The 16,434-nt window shown below is 66.6% G+C and carries 14 protein-coding genes; 9 read left to right on the forward strand and 5 right to left on the reverse strand.

Annotated features, from left to right (window positions below; genetic code table 11):
- Nucleotides 1-45: 45 nt before the first annotated feature.
- Nucleotides 46-882, forward strand: a complete 837-nt coding sequence (locus tag ACPDIX_RS09835) for a M14 family metallopeptidase (protein WP_423431615.1) — start codon at nt 46-48, stop codon at nt 880-882.
- Between the two features lie 60 nt (nt 883-942).
- Here ACPDIX_RS09835 and ACPDIX_RS09840 read toward each other — a convergent pair whose 3' ends face one another.
- The 3 genes from ACPDIX_RS09840 to ACPDIX_RS09850 all read right to left on the reverse strand — a co-directional run bounded on the left by ACPDIX_RS09840 (nt 943) and on the right by ACPDIX_RS09850 (nt 5,694).
- Nucleotides 943-1,386 (reverse strand): hemerythrin domain-containing protein, encoded by a 444-nt coding sequence (locus tag ACPDIX_RS09840; protein ID WP_423431616.1) that lies wholly within the window; start codon nt 1,384-1,386, stop codon nt 943-945.
- Nucleotides 1,387-1,439: 53 nt separating this feature from the next.
- Nucleotides 1,440-4,385, reverse strand: coding sequence for an aminomethyl-transferring glycine dehydrogenase (gcvP, locus tag ACPDIX_RS09845; RefSeq protein ID WP_423431632.1), 2,946 nt, complete (start codon nt 4,383-4,385; stop codon nt 1,440-1,442).
- Between the two features lie 139 nt (nt 4,386-4,524).
- A complete protein-coding gene (locus ACPDIX_RS09850) occupies nt 4,525-5,694 on the reverse strand; it encodes a class I SAM-dependent methyltransferase (protein ID WP_423431617.1) in 1,170 nt (389 codons plus the stop codon).
- 56 nt (nt 5,695-5,750) lie between these two features.
- On the opposite strand from ACPDIX_RS09850, the gene ACPDIX_RS09855 reads away from it, so the two are divergent.
- The 7 genes from ACPDIX_RS09855 (at nt 5,751) to ACPDIX_RS09885 (ending at nt 11,825) form a co-directional block, all read left to right on the forward strand.
- Nucleotides 5,751-6,845 (forward strand): type IV pilus twitching motility protein PilT, encoded by a 1,095-nt coding sequence (locus ACPDIX_RS09855; protein WP_423431618.1) that lies wholly within the window; start codon nt 5,751-5,753, stop codon nt 6,843-6,845.
- 3 nt (nt 6,846-6,848) lie between these two features.
- Nucleotides 6,849-8,051: a type IV pilus twitching motility protein PilT gene (locus tag ACPDIX_RS09860; RefSeq protein ID WP_423431619.1), complete on the forward strand. Its 1,203-nt coding sequence runs from the start codon at nt 6,849-6,851 to the stop codon at nt 8,049-8,051.
- 4 nt (nt 8,052-8,055) lie between these two features.
- Nucleotides 8,056-8,535, forward strand: coding sequence for a hypothetical protein (locus ACPDIX_RS09865; RefSeq protein ID WP_423431620.1), 480 nt, complete (start codon nt 8,056-8,058; stop codon nt 8,533-8,535).
- Nucleotides 8,536-8,544: 9 nt separating this feature from the next.
- A complete protein-coding gene (locus tag ACPDIX_RS09870; protein WP_423431621.1) occupies nt 8,545-9,303 on the forward strand; it encodes a TlyA family RNA methyltransferase in 759 nt (252 codons plus the stop codon).
- Nucleotides 9,287-10,171: an NAD(+)/NADH kinase gene (locus tag ACPDIX_RS09875; RefSeq protein WP_423431622.1), complete on the forward strand. Its 885-nt coding sequence runs from the start codon at nt 9,287-9,289 to the stop codon at nt 10,169-10,171. Before ACPDIX_RS09870 ends, ACPDIX_RS09875 begins: the two co-directional genes overlap by 17 nt.
- 2 nt (nt 10,172-10,173) lie before the next feature.
- A complete protein-coding gene (locus ACPDIX_RS09880; protein ID WP_423431623.1) occupies nt 10,174-11,205 on the forward strand; it encodes a LacI family DNA-binding transcriptional regulator in 1,032 nt (343 codons plus the stop codon).
- Nucleotides 11,206-11,414: 209 nt separating this feature from the next.
- Nucleotides 11,415-11,825, forward strand: a complete 411-nt coding sequence (locus ACPDIX_RS09885; RefSeq protein ID WP_423431624.1) for a hypothetical protein — start codon at nt 11,415-11,417, stop codon at nt 11,823-11,825.
- 18 nt (nt 11,826-11,843) lie between these two features.
- Here ACPDIX_RS09885 and ACPDIX_RS09890 read toward each other — a convergent pair whose 3' ends face one another.
- Complete coding sequence (locus ACPDIX_RS09890) at nt 11,844-13,028, reverse strand: RsmB/NOP family class I SAM-dependent RNA methyltransferase (RefSeq protein ID WP_423431625.1); 1,185 nt, start codon at nt 13,026-13,028, stop codon at nt 11,844-11,846.
- A gap of 314 nt (nt 13,029-13,342) precedes the next feature.
- Here ACPDIX_RS09890 and ACPDIX_RS09895 point away from each other — a divergent pair, with 314 nt between their 5' ends.
- Nucleotides 13,343-13,558, forward strand: coding sequence for a DUF2905 domain-containing protein (locus ACPDIX_RS09895; RefSeq protein ID WP_423431626.1), 216 nt, complete (start codon nt 13,343-13,345; stop codon nt 13,556-13,558).
- A gap of 52 nt (nt 13,559-13,610) precedes the next feature.
- Here the strand turns inward: ACPDIX_RS09895 and ACPDIX_RS09900 are convergent, their stop codons facing one another.
- Nucleotides 13,611-16,292 carry a PAS domain S-box protein gene (locus ACPDIX_RS09900; RefSeq protein WP_423431627.1) on the reverse strand — a complete coding sequence of 894 codons (2,682 nt, stop codon included), beginning with the start codon at nt 16,290-16,292 and terminating at the stop codon, nt 13,611-13,613.
- Nucleotides 16,293-16,434 lie beyond the last annotated feature (142 nt).

A 16,434-nucleotide genomic window follows, 5' to 3' on the forward strand; every position in this document is an offset into this window, starting at 1 on the left:
GGCGCGGGGTGCGGCTGGTCGGCGGGGACCGCGGCGGAAAGTGTCATGTCGAGGCTGTATCGCAACCGGGGCGGATATCGGGGCGAGACCATTGATGTGGATGCGGTGCTGCAGGGGTGCGTGGCGGCTGCCGGGGCCCATGGTTGGGTGTGTTGCGAGATTCCCGTGGAGGGGCGGGGGCCCCTGCCGGCCTTTGTGCGGGAGGGGAATCCGGTGGGGGAGGCGCCGGGAGGGCTCCGGGCCTATGTGAGTGCGGGGATTCATGGTGACGAACCGGCCGGGTTGGTGGCGGTGCAGCGGTTGCTGGAGCGGGACCGGTGGCCGCAGGGGGTGTCGCTGGTGGTGGTTCCGTGCTTGAATCCCTGGGGCATGCGGCAGAACCGACGGGAGAATCCGGACGGCCTGGACCTGAACCGGGATTACCGGCACCTGCGTTCACCGGAGGTGCGTGCGCACGTGGACTGGCTTCGGCGCCAGGCGCCGTTCGGGGTGAGCTTTTGCCTGCACGAGGATTGGGAGGCGCCGGGATTTTACCTGTACGAGTTGAATCCGCGCGGGCTGCCTTCTCTGGCTGAGACGATCCTGGCGCGGGTGGAGCGGGTCTGTCCGTTGGACTTGTCGCCGGTGATCGAGGGCCGGCCTGCCTCGGGCGGGCTGATTCGACCGGCGGTGGATCCGGAGTCGCGTCCGGAATGGCCGGAGTCGTTCTGGCTGGTGCATCACGGGTGGACGCTGCTGTCGTACACCCTGGAGTCGCCTTCGGATTATCCGCTGGGCATGCGTGTGGAGGCGCTGGTTGAAGGCGTGACGGCTGCCCTGGAAAGCTGGGCGCGGCGGGGAGGTGCGGAGTGCCGGACGACAGCCGCGGCGCCGCCGGGTTGAAGCGTCCGGTCGGGCTGCACGCCCGGGGGATAGGCGGGGCCCGGCAGTGGCTGCGCCGGGTCAGCCCGGCAGGGCGTCACGTTTGCGGAGCCATGTGCGTCCCAGTTCCCGCAGCGTGGAGGCTTTCATGACCTTCTCGGCCAGGGGAAAGACGATGCGCTCCTCGTGATCGAAGTGTTTGCGGGAGTAGGCGACGGCGTGCTGGAGGAGGCGCCTGGCCTCGGGCACGGTGCGTGCCTGCTGGATCTTCAGAAGGTTGGCGTCTATCTCGTGATGTTCGTGTTCGAAGGAGTCGCGCTGGCCGATTTGTTCGAGGTAATGCTCCAGGGGTGCCAGCAGCAGTTCGTCCTCGGTCTGGGAGTGGCCGCGGAGCAGATCTTCCAGCATCGCCGCCATGGCCCGAATCTCGGCGAGTGTCCGGAGCCGGGGCAGCGTTTTTTCGATGTGATCGAAGATGTTGTGGAAGACGATGTGTTCGGCCAGCAGGATGTCGGTGATCTTCATCGGTTGGTCCTTGTTTTTTTGCCCTTGCACTTAACCACGGCCGGGGCGGTGGCTCAAGAGGGGGAGGTGTAATCGGCCACGCTGCCGCAGGCGCAGACCGGGTGACGGTCGCCGTAGACGTTGTCCACGCGGGCCACTGCGGGCCACCATTTGTGTTCGAGCAACGAGGGGAGGGGCCAGGCGGCCTGTTGGCGGGAGTAAGGGTGCGTCCAGGTGTCGGCTCCCACCATGTCGGCGGTGTGCGGCGCGTTTTTGAGGGGGTTGTCCCGGGCATCCATCCGCCCGGTTTCGATCTCCGCGATCTCGGCGTGGATGGACCGCATGGCTTCGCAGAATCGGTCCAGCTCGGCCTTGGACTCGCTTTCGGTGGGTTCGACCATGAGCGTGCCGGCGACCGGCCAGGAGAGGGTGGGGGCGTGAAACCCGTAGTCCATGAGCCGTTTGGCCACGTCCTCGGCGGTGACGTGGTGGAACCGGCGCAGGTCCAGGATGCACTCGTGCGCCACCAGTCCGTTCGGACCCTGGTAAAGCGTGGGGTAACAGTCTTCCAGGCGGCGTGAGATGTAGTTGGCGTTGAGAATGGCGACCTGGGTGGCGCGGCGGAGTCCTTCCGCGCCCATGAGACGGATGTAGGCCCATGAGATGAGGAGGATGCCGGCGCTTCCCCAAGGCGCGGCTGCGACGGGGCCGATGCCGCGGCCCGGCCGTTGACCGGCCGGCAGAACCGGATGGTCCGGCAGGAATTCGCGCAGGAAGCCGGCCACTCCGATGGGGCCGGCGCCGGGCCCGCCCCCGCCGTGCGGGATGGCGAAGGTTTTGTGGAGGTTGACGTGGCAGACGTCGGCCCCCAGTTCGGCGGGTCGGGCCAGCCCGACCAAGGCGTTGAGATTGGCGCCGTCCATGTAAACGAGACCGCCGTGATCGTGGACGATGCGGCAGATTTCACGGATGCCGGGCTCGAAGACCCCATGGGTGGAGGGGTAGGTGATCATGAGGCAGGCCAGCCGCTCGCGATGCGCGGCCGCCTTGGCCCGGAGATCCTCCAGGTCCACGTTGCCCTGGCGATCGCAGGCAACGGCCACGACCCTGAGTCCTGCCATGGTGGCGCTGGCGGGATTCGTGCCGTGGGCGGAGGTGGGGATGAGACACACGTTCCGGTGCGGTTCGCCCCGGTGCTCGTGCCATGCGCGGATGACCAACAGCCCCGCGTACTCGCCCTGGGACCCTGCGTTGGGTTGAAGGGAGATGGCAGGGAATCCGGTGATCTCCGCCAGCCAGCTCTTCAGGTCTTCCAGGATCCGATGCCAGCCGCGGGCCTGTTCCGGCGGAACGAAGGGATGCAGGTGCGCCCATTCCGGCCAGGTGACCGGCATCAGGGCGGCGGTGGGGTTGAGTTTCATGGTGCAGGATCCCAGCGGGATCATGGTGTGGCAGAGGGAAAAGTCTTTCGATTCAAGCCGCCGCAGGTAACGGAGCATCTCCGTTTCGGAGTGGTAGCGGTTGAAGACCGGGTGCTGCAGGTAGTTCACCGGGCGCAACCGTGATTCGTCCAAGGGTTCGGTGAGGTCCTCGAAATCGAAGGTCACCGGTTGATCGCCGCGGAACACCTGCCAGATCTCGCGGACGTCGTCGGGTGTGGTGGTTTCGTCCAGCGAGATTCCGATGGTGGTCTCGTTGACGCGCCGGAAGTTGATGCGGTGCAAGGCGGCCCGTTCGTGGATTTCGCGGGCTTGTGCGGCGTCGGTTTGGACCGTCAAGGTGTCGAAAAAGGGCAGGGGCGGGCCACCGGCAGGTGGGGATGCGGAGGCCGGGTCGGGTCGGACGGTGTAGCCCAGCCGTTTCAGGCCGGCGGCGAGCGTGCGCGTCAGGTTGTGGATGCGCAGCGCGATGCGGCGCAGGCCGTGCGGACCATGGAAGGCGGCGTAGGCCATGGCAACGATGGCCAGCAGGGCCTGGGCGGTGCAGATGTTGCTGGTGGCCTTTTCCCGGCGGATGTGCTGTTCGCGTGTGCCGAGTGCCAGTCGCAGGGCGGGCCGGCCGCGTGCGTCGCGCGAGATGCCGACCAATCGGCCGGGCATCTGGCGTTTGAAAGCGTCGCGCGTGGCCAGGAAGGCGGGGTGGGGACCTCCGTAGAACATGGGAACGCCGAATCGCTGGGCGCTGCCGACGGCGATGTCGGCCCCCCAGGCGCCCGGCGGCGGCAGCAGGGTCAGGGCCAGAAGATCCGTGGCTGCCACCAGCAACGCGCCCGCTTCGTGGACATGGGCGGCCCAGTCGGTGTAGTCGTGCACGGCGCCGTCGGTGGCCGGGTATTGCACTAGTGCGCCGAAGAAGGAATCGTCCAGACGGGTGCTCCGCGGGGTTCCTGCGACGATTTCGAATCCCAGGGCGCGGGCGCGTGTGCGGACCACGGCCAGGGTCTGCGGATGACAATCCTCCGCCACGAAGAAACGGGTCCGGGTGGGCCCGCCCCGGAGCCGGTGGCACATCATCATGGCCTCGGCGGCGGCGGTGGCCTCGTCCAGCAGGGAGGCATTGGCGATTTCGAGCCCGGTCAGGTCACGCACCATGGTTTGGAAGTTCAGCAGGGCTTCCAACCGTCCCTGGGAGATCTCCGACTGGTAGGGGGTGTAGGCGGTGTACCAGCCCGGGTTTTCGAGAATGTTGCGCTGGACGACCGGGGGCGTGACGCAGCCGTGGTAACCCTGGCCGATGTACGAGCGGAACAGGCGATTTTCGCGTGCCCGTTCGCCCAGCTCGCGGAGGATCTCCGATTCGGTCCGGGCCGGCGGCAGGTTCAGGGGACGGGAGGTGTGAAGCTCCGGCGGCAGGGCTGCGGCAGTCAGTTCATCCAGGCTGGCGTGGCCGAGCACGGCCAGCATGTCCCGGATTTCGTCCTCGCGCGGGCCGATGTGCCGGTGGACGAAGGGTTCCGGTTGAAAGTCGCTCGGGCGGGATGGGCCGACCGCGGTTGAATTCGGCGCGGCGGCCCGGTTCATAACGGTCATGGCATCCGGTTCGCGCACGGGGCGAAAGTAGGGTTTGGCGGCGCAGGTGCAAGTTTCCGTTGAATCGGCGGCCAGGCGGCGGGACCACGGAGGCGGTGCGGATGGACCGGTGCGATGCGCGGGCGAATGTTCATGCGCCGGGGCCGCGCCTTTGGAGGAACACATGGAGGGCGTGCCCGAGGTGGTCCGGGTGGGTGAGGGTATGGAACTGCCGGAGGCGGGCCGGATCCCACGGCAGTTGTCCTCCGCTCTGTTCAGCCCAGCGGCGCGCGATTTCGGAGAGGAAACGGCCCTGTGGCTGGCGCAGCACGGTTTGGAGGCTGGCGGCTTCACCGGCTTGTTGAAGGGCGGTGAAGACGACGTGGGCGGTGAGATCCTGCTGGCCGGGACGATCCAGCGGGTCGGGGGCGAGGCGATGGCGATGGTAGGACCGCAACGTTCCCCGGCTGCGGGCCGGATGGAGGCACTCTTCGGCGTCCAGGCCGTAATCGAAGGTCACCAGCCATCCTTCTTCGAGGCTTTGGGCGGCTTGTTGCCACCACCCCATTGCTGCCGGACTGACGTCGAGGGTGAACCGATCGGGCAGCAGATCGAGGAGCGCGGTCGGGAGCTTGAACCCGAGCTGCTCCAGCAGGTCGGCGCGCTCGCGGACCCACTCGGGTGGATCGGGCAGGAGGGTCCAGGTGAACCGTCCGTTCTGCCAGGTCACGCCCCACTCGGACCAGTGTCGGGCCCGGGCATTCCAGCAGAGCCGCCGGATGGGGAAGGCGTCGAGGAGCTCGTTGGCGAAGATCACGCCGCGGACGCTGCGCGGGGGGAGGGGAAACCAAACCGGGGCTGTGGGATCGGTAAGTTCGGCCGGTTCGCCGGGCCAATCCACGCATGCGGCCCAGGGTCCGAGGGTGGCGCGCTGCCAGTCGCGACGGCGGGCCGAGGGCTCGAGCAGGATGTAACGGAGGCGCCGGGCCAGGAGCGGCCGGTTTTGATGAAACCACTCAAGAATCTCGCGCGCCAGCCGACCATCATGGCCGGCGGCCTCGACGCAGTGGAGCGTCGTGTCCGGACCGGTCCGGGCCGCCAGAGGTTGCAACCAGTCGGCCAGTTGGAACGCAAGTAGCTCTGCGAAAAGGGGGCCGACGCTGACGCTGGTGTAGTAGTCGCCGCGGCGGCCGGGATTGTCCGGTTTCTGTTCATAGTATCCAGAACCCGGACAATACAGGGCCAGGGCCATGAACTGGTCGAACCGCAGCCAGCCGCGGGGCTGGAGCGACTCAAGGATGCTGGCGACGACCGTGTTCACGGTGGTGGTATCGCCGAAGCCCGGCGCGGCCGGGCCCGTGCGAGCAGGCAGGTGCTATGGCGAAGATTGATGCCTTTTTCAATTTGATGTTCGAGCACAAGGCCTCGGACCTGCATCTTTCCTCGGGCAATGTTCCCATGCTGCGCATCAACGGGGAACTGCACCGGATTGATCATCCGCCGCTGGACCCGGACGAGCTCAAGCGCATGCTCTACGAAATCACCCCGGACTACAAAATCAAGATCTTCGAAGAAACCGGGGACGTGGACTTTGGGTACGAGATTCCGAACATTTCGCGGTTCCGGGCCAACTACTTCATGCAGAAAAACGGCATCAGCGCCGTGTTCCGCCAGATCCCCACGAAGGTGCTGTCGTTCGAAGATTTCGAGAAGATGGACGCGCCGCTGCCGCCGGTGCTCAAGAAGTTCGCCATGCTGGAGAAGGGGCTGGTGGTGGTGACCGGCCCCACCGGTTCGGGCAAGAGCACCACCCTGGCGGCGATCATTGACTACGCCAACCGGAACCGGCGCGATCACATCATCACGCTGGAAGACCCCATCGAGTTCGTCCACGAGAGCAAGAACTGCCTGGTCCAGCATCGCGAGGTGGGGGTGCACACCAAGTCCTTTGCCTCGGGATTGCGCGGTGCGCTGCGCGAGGACCCCGACATCATCCTGATCGGTGAACTGCGGGACTTGGAGACCATCGAGCTGGCCTTGATCGCGGCGGCCACGGGGCACCTGGTCTTCGGCACGCTGCACACGCCGAGCGCGGCCAAGACGGTGGACCGCATCATTGACGTCTTTCCGGCCGAGCAACAGAACAAGATCCGCGCCACGCTGGCCGAGTCGTTGCGCGGCATCGTGGCCCAGAACCTGTTCAAGCGGATCGATCGCAAGGGCCGCGTGGCGGCGCTGGAGATCCTGGTGTTCACCACGGCCATCGCCAACCTGGTGCGCGAGGGCAAGACCCATCAGATCCCGGGCATGATCCAGGTGGGCAAGAAACTGGGCAACCAGCCTCTCGACGATGCGATCATGGAACACCTGCGCATGAAACGGATTTCGCCCGAGGAAGCGTACGAAAAGTGCCTGGACAAAAAGCGGTTTCGGCCCTTTCTGCCGCATCCGCCCGACGACGAGGAGATCTGACTCATGCGCCGACCCGAACTGGATTACATCCTCACCACCATGCTGGAGAGCCAGCCGGAGGTGTCGGACCTGCTGTTCACGGTGGGCAAACCCTTGCAGGTGGAGTCCTACGGCGAACTCAAACCGGTGGAGATTGATCCGCCGCTGGGCGCTCTGACGCCGTTTCAGACGGAAATGATCGCGTTGAACCTGATCGGCGACAATCCATGGCACATCGAGGCGCTGCTGCGGCACGGTTCGTGCGACGCCGCCTACACCCTGGGGCATCAGGCCCGCTTCCGCATCAACGTCTTCTCCCAGCGCGGACATTACTCGGTGGTGTTGCGCAAGCTGAACACGCGGATCCCCACGCTGGACGAGCTGAAGTTTCCCGAGGTGATGAAGCGGATCCCGGAGGAGAAGACCGGCCTGGTCCTGGTGACCGGCGCCACCGGTTCGGGCAAGAGCACCACCCTGGCGGCGATCCTGAATGAGATCAACCGCACCAAGGCCGTGCACATCGTCACGCTGGAGGACCCGATCGAGTTCGTTCACCAGCACGACAAGGCGACCTTCAACCAGCGCGAGCTGGGCACCGATTTCGACACCTACGCCAACGGCCTTCGGGCGGCATTGCGGCAGGCGCCCAAGGTCATCCTGGTGGGGGAGATGCGTGACCAGGAGACGGTCAAAATCGCCCTCAGCGCGGCGGAGACCGGCCACTTGGTGCTCAGCACGCTCCACACCATTGACGCCGGCCAGACGATCAACCGCATCCTCGGCATGTTCGAACCCGAGGAACAGGAGCAGATCCGGCCGCGTCTGGCCGACGCGTTGCGGTGGGTGGTGAGCCAGCGGCTGGTGCCACGGATCGGGGGTGGCCGGTACGCGCTGCTGGAGATCATGGGGACCAACCTGCGCGTGCAGGAGACGATCCGGCTGGGCGAGAGCGAGGGCAAGACCTTCTACGAGATCATCGAGGCCAGCCAGCCCTTCGGCTGGCGGACGTTCGACTACTCGTGTCTGGAGGCTTTCGAAAACGGCTACATCACCGAGGAAACGGCGGTCCAGTACTGCACCAAACGCAGCGTGGTGACGCGCGGGATCGACAACATCCGCAAGGCGCGCGGCGAACCCACGACCCCGCTGACCGGCCTGCGGTTGAAGGCGCCGCAGGAGGCGGGCGTGGGCAGCTCCGGCACGCCGACCCTGAAACTGAAGATCTGACGCCATGGCCGAGACGTTCGAATTCCTGAGTGCCAGTGACAAACCGGCCCTGGTGGCCTTCTCCACGCCCGAATGGCTGGAGGCGGTCCGGTCGGCCCTCCTGGAGCTGGGTTACAAGGTGCACACCGCCGCCACCCACGGCGATTTTCTGGCGCGCTTTCACCAGATCCGGTACCAGGTGGTGGTGCTGGAGGAGCTGTTCGCCGCCAACTCGATCGAGGAAAACCTGAGCCTGCGGGCGCTGCAGCAGATGCCGATGAGCCAGCGCCGGCACGCCACGGTGATTCTGCTGGGCGATTCGTTCCAGACCTTCATGCCCCTGCAGGCCTTTCAGCAGAGTGTGCACGCCGTGATCAACAGTGCGGAACTGTTCCTGATCCGGCAGCTCATCGAAAAGGCGGTGGCCGACAAGGAACTCTTCCTGCACGCCTACCAGACGACCTTCCAGAGGGTGTTGACATCACCGGCCGGACCGGCACGCTGACGCCTCCGCGTGAAGGCGTCCGGCAAACTGCGACTCGACCAGGCCCTGGTGGCGCGCGGGCTCTGTGCCAGCCGGGAACAGGCCCGGCGGGCCATCCTGGCCGGACGCGTCCGCATCAACGGCCAGCCCGCAAGAAAACCTTCCGACCCGGTGCGACCGGCCGACGTGCTCGAGCTGGAGGCGCCGGAACGTTACGTCAGCCGGGGCGGTTACAAACTCCAGGCGGCGCTCGAGACGTTCGGTCTGGACCCCACCGGCTGGCGCGCGGTGGATCTGGGGGCGTCCACGGGCGGGTTCACCGACTGCCTGCTGCAGCACGGTGCCCGCCAGGTGTACGCAGTGGACGTGGGCCGAGGCCAGTTGGCTTGGAAGCTCCGGCAGGACCCGCGCGTGGTGGTCATGGAGGGTTGCAACGCCCGGTATCTGACCCCGGACCAATTCCCCGCGCCGTTCGAGCCGGTGGACCTGGTGGTGGTGGATTGCTCGTTCATCTCGCTGCGGTTGATCCTGCCTGTTGCCGTTGCCTTGCTGCGGTCCGGCGGTACAATCGTGGCGTTGATCAAGCCGCAGTTCGAGGCGGGGCGCCGGGAGGCCGGCCGCGGCCGCGGTGTGATCCGGGATCCGGCCGTGCATGCACGCGTGCTGGAGGAACTGCGGGCGTTTGCGAGGGACCGTCTGGGGCTGGAGTGGCGGGGGGTGATGCCCTCCCCGCTGCGCGGCCCGGCGGGGAACGTGGAGTTTCTGGTGCACCTTGAAAAACCGCGGTGAACGGATACGCCGGGTGGGCCTGGTGGGCAACGTGGGCAAACCGGACTGCGCACGCGTGGTAACCGCCGCTGCGCGGTTGATCCGGCAGGCGGGGCGCCGGGTGGCCACCGACGCCGCCACGGAACGGTTGCTGCACGGTAGTGCCGAGGTGTACCCGGACGCCGCCGCCCTGGCGCGGAACGTGGATCTGCTGCTGGTTTGTGGCGGGGACGGGACGATGTTGCGGACGGCGCGCGAGATTGCCGGGCTGGCAACGCCCATGCTGGGCATCAACATCGGCGGGCTGGGGTTCCTGACGGCGGTGTCGTCGCGGCAGTTGCCGGATGCCCTGCAGCGCGTCTGGTCGGGCCGGTTCACGTTCGAAAGCCGGACCCTGCTGGAAGCCGAGGCTTCCCACGCCGGCCGGCGGTTTCGCTGCCGGGCACTCAACGACGTGGTCATCAGTCACGGCAGTGAATCACGGCTGATTGATCTGGACGTCACCATCAACGGCGATCCGGTGACCTGTTATCGCGGGGACGGGCTGGTGATCAGTTCTCCCACGGGTTCCACGGCCTATTCCCTGGCTGCCGGTGGCGCCATCGTCCTGCCCACGGCGGAGGTCCTGGCGCTGACGCCCATCTGCCCCCACACGCTCAGCAACCGTCCCCTGATCCTCAACCACAGCGCCCGCATCGAGGTGAAGGTGCTCACCCAACGGCCCGCGGCCGTGCTGAGCGCCGACGGTGAACCGGTGACGGAGCTGGTGGCCGGCGACCGGGTCCGGATCCGGCGCAGCCGGCACACCGTGCGGCTGATGCACCTGACCGGCAGCTCGTTTTTCGAGGCCCTGCGGTCCAAACTCCACTGGCGCGGAACCACGCTCTGACCATGGTGCGACTGAAGGACATTGCGCAGCGGGCCGGCGTCTCGGTGATGACCGTCTCCAAGGCGTTGCGCGATCTGCCCGACGTGGCGGAGAGCACGCGGCAGCGGATCCAGGCGCTGGCCCGGGAGATGGGGTACGTGCCCGATTCGGTGGCGCGCGGCCTGCGCACGCGGGCCACGCGCCTGCTGGGGGTGATCCTCCCGGCGGTGACGCATCCGGTGTATGCGCGCGTGCTGCTGGCGCTGGAGGAACGCACCTACGAGATCGGGTACGACCTGCTTTACGCGCACACGCTGAACCTGGCGGAGCGGGAAGAGCGGGCCATCCAACGGATGCTCTCACGCCGGGTCGAGGGACTCTTCCTCTGTCCCACGCCCCGGTTGACCGGCCAGGAACGGATCTACGAGGAACTGGCCCAGTCCGGAACGCCGGTGGTGGTGCTGGGACAGCCGCCCCCGTTCTGCGACCGGTTCCCGAGCGCGGCCGGAGACGATGTGGCCGGCGCGTACGAAGGGACGCGCCATCTGCTGGAGCTGGGGCACCGCCGGATCGCCTTCCTAGCGGGGCCCGTGGCGGCACCGTGGGCCCGCGAGCGGTGGGAAGGTTACCGGCGGGCATTGTTGGAAGCCGGGGTCACACCCGAGGAACGGTGGGTGTTTGCCGGAGGCACGACCATCGAGGACGGCCAGCGCGCCGCGGCCCAATTGTTGGAGGAGGCGCCCGATGTGACCGCCGTGTTCGCTTCGAACGACCTGACGGCCATCGGATTCGGCCATCATTTGTTGAACCGCGGCATCCGCATTCCCCAGGAGATGTCGTTGGTCGGCTTCGGGAACACGTTGGCCGCGGAATACTTCCGGGTGCCGCTGACCACACTGCGCCAGCCCAAACGCCGGCTCGGTTACGCCGCCATGAACCTCATGTCGCAGTTGTTGCGGAAACAGCCGGCTGATTCCGTGCGATTGCCGGTGACCCTGGCTGTGCGAGCCAGCACAGCCCCGCCACGGTCCTCCCTGCTTCCGGCGGGTGGTTGAGGCTGCGGACCGCCGGCCGGTCTGCGACAGACACGGATCGAGTCCGTACCGGCGCCCGGCGCCTGCGCCCTCGAGATGGCGCGGTCCGAAGCGGCCTCCGGGCTCGCCCGGATCGGTCCCTGTACGCCCGGTTTTGCCTGTCGGGAACGTGTGTGCGACGGTGCTGACTCTGCCAGTCGGTTGGCCCTTTTCCTGCTGGATGACCGGGCGTGAGGAAGGTTTGGTGGGTCGTGCTGTTGGTCGCCGCCGCGCTCGGAGCGGGGTGGCAATCGCTGCATTGGTCCGCCCAACGGTTGGACGGGCAACGGGCCAAATTCGTGGAGGATGCCGGGCAGTTGCTGCTGGCCTTGCAGCAGTACAAGGAGTTCACCGGTCACTATCCGGAGGGCCAGAATCTGGACATTGCCCGTGCATTGTTGGGACAGGGGCGGGAGAAGGTGGTGATCCTGACGGTGCGGAAGAGTGACCGGAACGCCAAGGGCGAACTGGTGGATCCATGGGGTACGCCGCTGGCGTTCTATTTTTCGGGCAACTCGGTGCTGATCCGTTCTGCCGGACCCAACAAGGTGTGGGAGGATGCCGGTTCGCCCGGTTGCGACGACCTGTTCCGTTGCAACTGAGCCGCCCTTGCGGCGGGTTCACTCGGTGCGGCGCCGCCAGGCGGCGATGAACATGCCGTTGCCGTCGGTGTCCTGCGGCCACAGCAGGAGTGTTGGCGTGCTCCAGTCGGGCAAACCGGGCAGGGGCCACCGCAGCGGCAGCGGTTCGAATTCCGGATGGGCGGCCTGGAAGGCGTTGACGACCTCCGTGGTTTCCGGCCGGCTCATGGTGCAAACGGCGTAAATGAGCCGGCCGCCGGGCTTGACCGCCGGGGCGACATTGTCGAGGAGGCGGCGCTGGAGGGCGGCCAATTCCTCAACGTCTTTGCGTTGGGTCGTCCAGCGGGCATGCGGATTGCGTTGCCAGGTGCCGATGCCCGAGCAGGGGGCATCGACGAGCACGCCATCGAACAGGATGGACATGGGGCGGTTCGGGCCCCCGTCCCAGTGGGCGGCCTGGTAGTTTTGGACCTGGGCACGGGCGGCGCGGCGGCGGAGCCGGTCCAGGCGCCAATTTGCGGCGTCGGTGGCCCAGACCTGGCCGCGGCCCTGCATCAAGTCGGCCAGGTGCAGCGTCTTGCCTCCCTCGCCCGCGCATGCGTCCCACCATTGTTCGCCGGGCTTCGGCGCGCACAGGTGTCCCACCAGTTGGGAGGCGATGTCCTGAATCTCGAAGCGGCCCTGGGCGAATTCGTGGGTGCGAAACAGGTCGCGTCGGCCCTCGTAAACGTAGGCATCCGGCAGCCAGGTTTTCCGCAGATGCCCGAGGGAGTCCATGAGGTCGCGGATGCGTCCCGGACGGACGCGGATGAAGAGTTTCGGTTCCCGCTGGAGGATGCGCAGCCAGGCGTCGGAGACGTCCATGACCTCATAGACCCATGACGGCACCGCCTTGGATCGGAGGGTTTCGGCGCGGAGGCTGAAAGGATTCTTTTCGAAGCGCTCGGCCAGTTCGTCCGCCTTCCGGATCTTGCGGATCCAGCCGCGCTCGTTCTTGAGCCAGCCGCGCCAGCGATAGTAGCGAAAAACCCAGCGACTCACCCGGGCGGCACCGGGCTGGGAAAGCTGCGATTCACGGTGCAAAATCTCCCGGAGGACGCGGTCGGCCGGATGATCGCGATCGGCGGTTTCCAACACCTCGACCACCAGGGACAACAATCTTTCCTCCGGTTCGATCCCGGTGAACGGTCGTGGACTTCGATGCGCGCTTGTCCTGGGTTCCATTGTTTGCCGCTGTTCAGGGTCCGGGGTCGGGGCACGGCCGGGTGCCCGGAGGGGCACGCTCACAGAGGCGGGCGCCCCGGTTCAGACCCTCGAAAGCACGCTTAAGCATGGCCTGCAAGCGGTCCGGGCGCAACTGAATGCCGTGCCGTCGCCTGGTGAGGATGCCCGGCTCGACAGAGGCGTTCCTTTGCAGCCCTTCGAACGCCCCCGGCAGCACCTGGTGCGCTTGGACTTGCGACTCCGGGGGCGGCGGGATAATCAAGCCAGCGGGTGCAAGTCTGGAGCGGCCTCCGATGGAGTCGGCTGTGGACGTCATGATGAAGGAGTTTGGCAAATTGCTGGTGATCATGGGCCTGGTGCTGGCCGCGGTGGGGGTGTTGATGTGGACCGGTTGGGGGCGCGGTTGGCTGGGTCGGTTGCCGGGCGATATCCACTACACGCGGGGCAACTTCAGCTTTCACTTTCCCATTGTCACCTGCCTGTTGCTGAGCCTGGTTCTGACGCTGTTGATGTGGTTGTTCCGCCGTTAGGATCGGCGCCAAGCCGGCCCCGGGCGGGGAGGCTGGCATGGCCCGGCTCATTTCAGGCGGCCACCGGTGATTCGTCCAGGGTTTGTCGCACCAGCCGGGCCAGTTGACCGGGCGGATAGGGTTTTTGGAGGTAGACGATGCCGGGTCGCTGGAGAAAGTCCTCGCCCACCACGTCGGCGCTGTAGCCGCTGGTGAAGATGACCTTGAGGTCGGGACGATCCTGCCAGAGCCGTTCGGCCAGTTGCCGCCCGTTCATCCGCCGGGGCATGACGAGGTCGGTCAGGAGCAGGTGGATTTCGTTGCGGTGGGCAGCCCAGAGTTCGAGGGCTTCGGGTCCATTGGCAGCTTGGATGACGCGGTAGCCAAAGTGTTGGAGGAGCGCCGCCACCAGGTCGCGCACGGACGGTTCGTCCTCGACGACCAGTATGGTTTCGCGAGTGCCACGGGCTGCCGGTAGGCTGGGAGGTGGCTCGGTGCCCGGATCGAGGGCCGGTGGGAGGGCGGATTGATGGGGGAGATAAACCCGGAAGGTGCTGCCGCGGCCGACGGTGCTTTCGACTTCGATCCATCCGTCGTGCTGTTGGACGATTCCGTAGGCGGTGGCCAGCCCCAGGCCGGTCCCTTTGCCCACCTCCTTGGTGGTGAAGAAAGGCTCGAAGATGCGCTTCAGATGCTCGGGCGGGATGCCGCATCCTGTGTCGACCACTTCCAAACGCACCCAGGGACCGGGTCCGGGTAGGTTTGCGGGGGCGGCTCCGGCACTTTCATGGGAGACCACCGCGACGCGGAGTTCGAGTTGGCCGCCCTCGGGCATGGCATCACGCGCGTTGACCACCAGGTTGAGGATGACCTGCTCCAGCATGCCCGGATCGGCGTGAACCCAGGCGGGTTGGGGCGAGAACTGCAGGCGCAACACGATGTGTTCGCCCAGCACACGGCCCAGCATGCGACTGAGCTGGTGAACCAGCTCGTTGAGGTCGAGCGTGCGTGGCTGGAGGACCTGGCGCCGGCTGAAGGTGAGCAACTGGCGGGTGAGATTGGCGGCGCGTTCGGCCGCCTGGCTGATTTGTTCAGCCGCCTGACGCTGGGGAGAGTCCGGCGCGTGCGCCTCCAGAAGGAGGTTGGCGTTGCCCTGGATCACGGTGAGGAGATTGTTGAAGTCGTGAGCCACGCCGCCGGCCAATTGCCCGATGGCCTCCATTTTCTGGGCATGTCGCAGTTGTTCCTCGAGCGCCTTTTGGGCGGTGAGATCGCGGAAGAGGGTCAGCAGCAGGGTGGGGCGTTCGGGCGTTTCAATGAAGGAATGGCTCAGTTCGATTTCGCGGACCTGGCCGTTGTGGAGCGGCAGCCGGTGTTGCACGCGGCGTTCCAGGGTGCGATTGCGAAAATCGCGCTGATATTGGGCCAGCAGCAGGGCACTCCGCGGCCCGGGCGGGTGGATGACCGTGAAAGGTTGCCCCTCCAGTCGGGAACGGTCCATGTCCACCAGTCTGCAAAAGGCGTCGTTGACCGCCACCAGCCTGCCGTGTTCGTCCGTCAGGCACATGCCGTCGACGGAGTTTTCCCAGACGGAAAAGAAGAGGCGCTCGGACTCGCGCAGGGCGGACTCGGCCTCCTTCCGGTCGCTGACGTCTCGGACGATCAACAGCACGAACGGTTCTCCGTCGTGGTCCACGGCGCGGGCCCGGATTTCGACCGGCACGAGCCGGCCCTCGGTGGTGATCCAGTGTGTTTCGGTGGGTGGGGGCGAATCGGCACCGATCTGGCGCCAGAGCACGCGTGCAGCGGGCCGATCCGCGTCAGGAAGAAACTCGAACCAGGGCCGGCCCTTCAGGAGCTCGGCGGGGCAACCGGTCAACTGGCGGGCGGCGGCGTTGGCATCGCGGACGAGACCGTCGAAATCGAGAACGAAAATGGCGTCGGGTGAGTTTTCAAACAGGGCCCGGAAACGCTCCTCGGCCTGCTTGCGCTCGGTGATGTCGCGGCAGGTCATCAACAGGCCCGCCAGGTCGGGTTCGCCCAGGCGATTGCAGAGCAGGGATTCCATGCGGCGCCAGCGGCCGTCGCGATGGCACATGCGGAATTCGAGCCGGAGGGATTCCGTTCCCGGCGCTTGGACGATTTCGAAGGCGGCCCGCAGCGGACCGACGTCCTCGGGATGGACGAATTCGCACCAGTCCTGGCCGATCCATCCTTCCGGATCGTAACCCAGGACCGTGCCGGCCGAGGGACTCGCGTACCGGATGCGGCCGTGCGGATCGAGCAGCACCACCAGGTCCAGCACATTCTCGGTGAGGGCGCGCAGGAGACGTTGCTGGCGGCCGACCTCTTCCTGGAGCTGGAGGAGCCGACGCCGTTCCCGTGCCTGGTGAAGGGCCCTTTCCAGTGCAGGCAGGAGGCGGTCCGTCCACTGCTTGAGCACGTAATCGGTGGCTCCCTGCCGGAGGCTTTCAACGGCAGCGGCCTCCCCCGCCGTGCCGGACAGCAGGATGAAGGGAACCTCGGGACGCAGCTGCCGCGCCAGCGCCAGGGCGTCCAGGCCCGAACAGTCGGGCAGGTGATAGTCGCTCAGGATGAGATCGAACGGCTGTTCGCCGAGGGCATCCCGGAAATCGTCGAGATTGCTGACCGCCGTGATGTGGGCTTCCCATCCGCCTTCCTTGAGCCAGGCGGCCACAAAGGCCGCGTAATCCGTGTCGTCCTCCAGATGCAGGATCCTCAGAGGTTCCCCCATGCGCGTTGCCTCCGTTCTCGCGTCGCGTGCCTGCGCAGGAGCAGGAGGGATACCAGTGAACCGGCCGTTCCTGCGGTGTGGATCGCCCAGCGTTTGCGGTGGTTTTTGCGTTCCGGGACAAGGCGGGCGGAGGTCCGTGACC

This window comes from Limisphaera sp. 4302-co, from assembly GCF_049537155.1.
Classification (GTDB): domain Bacteria; phylum Verrucomicrobiota; class Verrucomicrobiia; order Limisphaerales; family Limisphaeraceae; genus Limisphaera.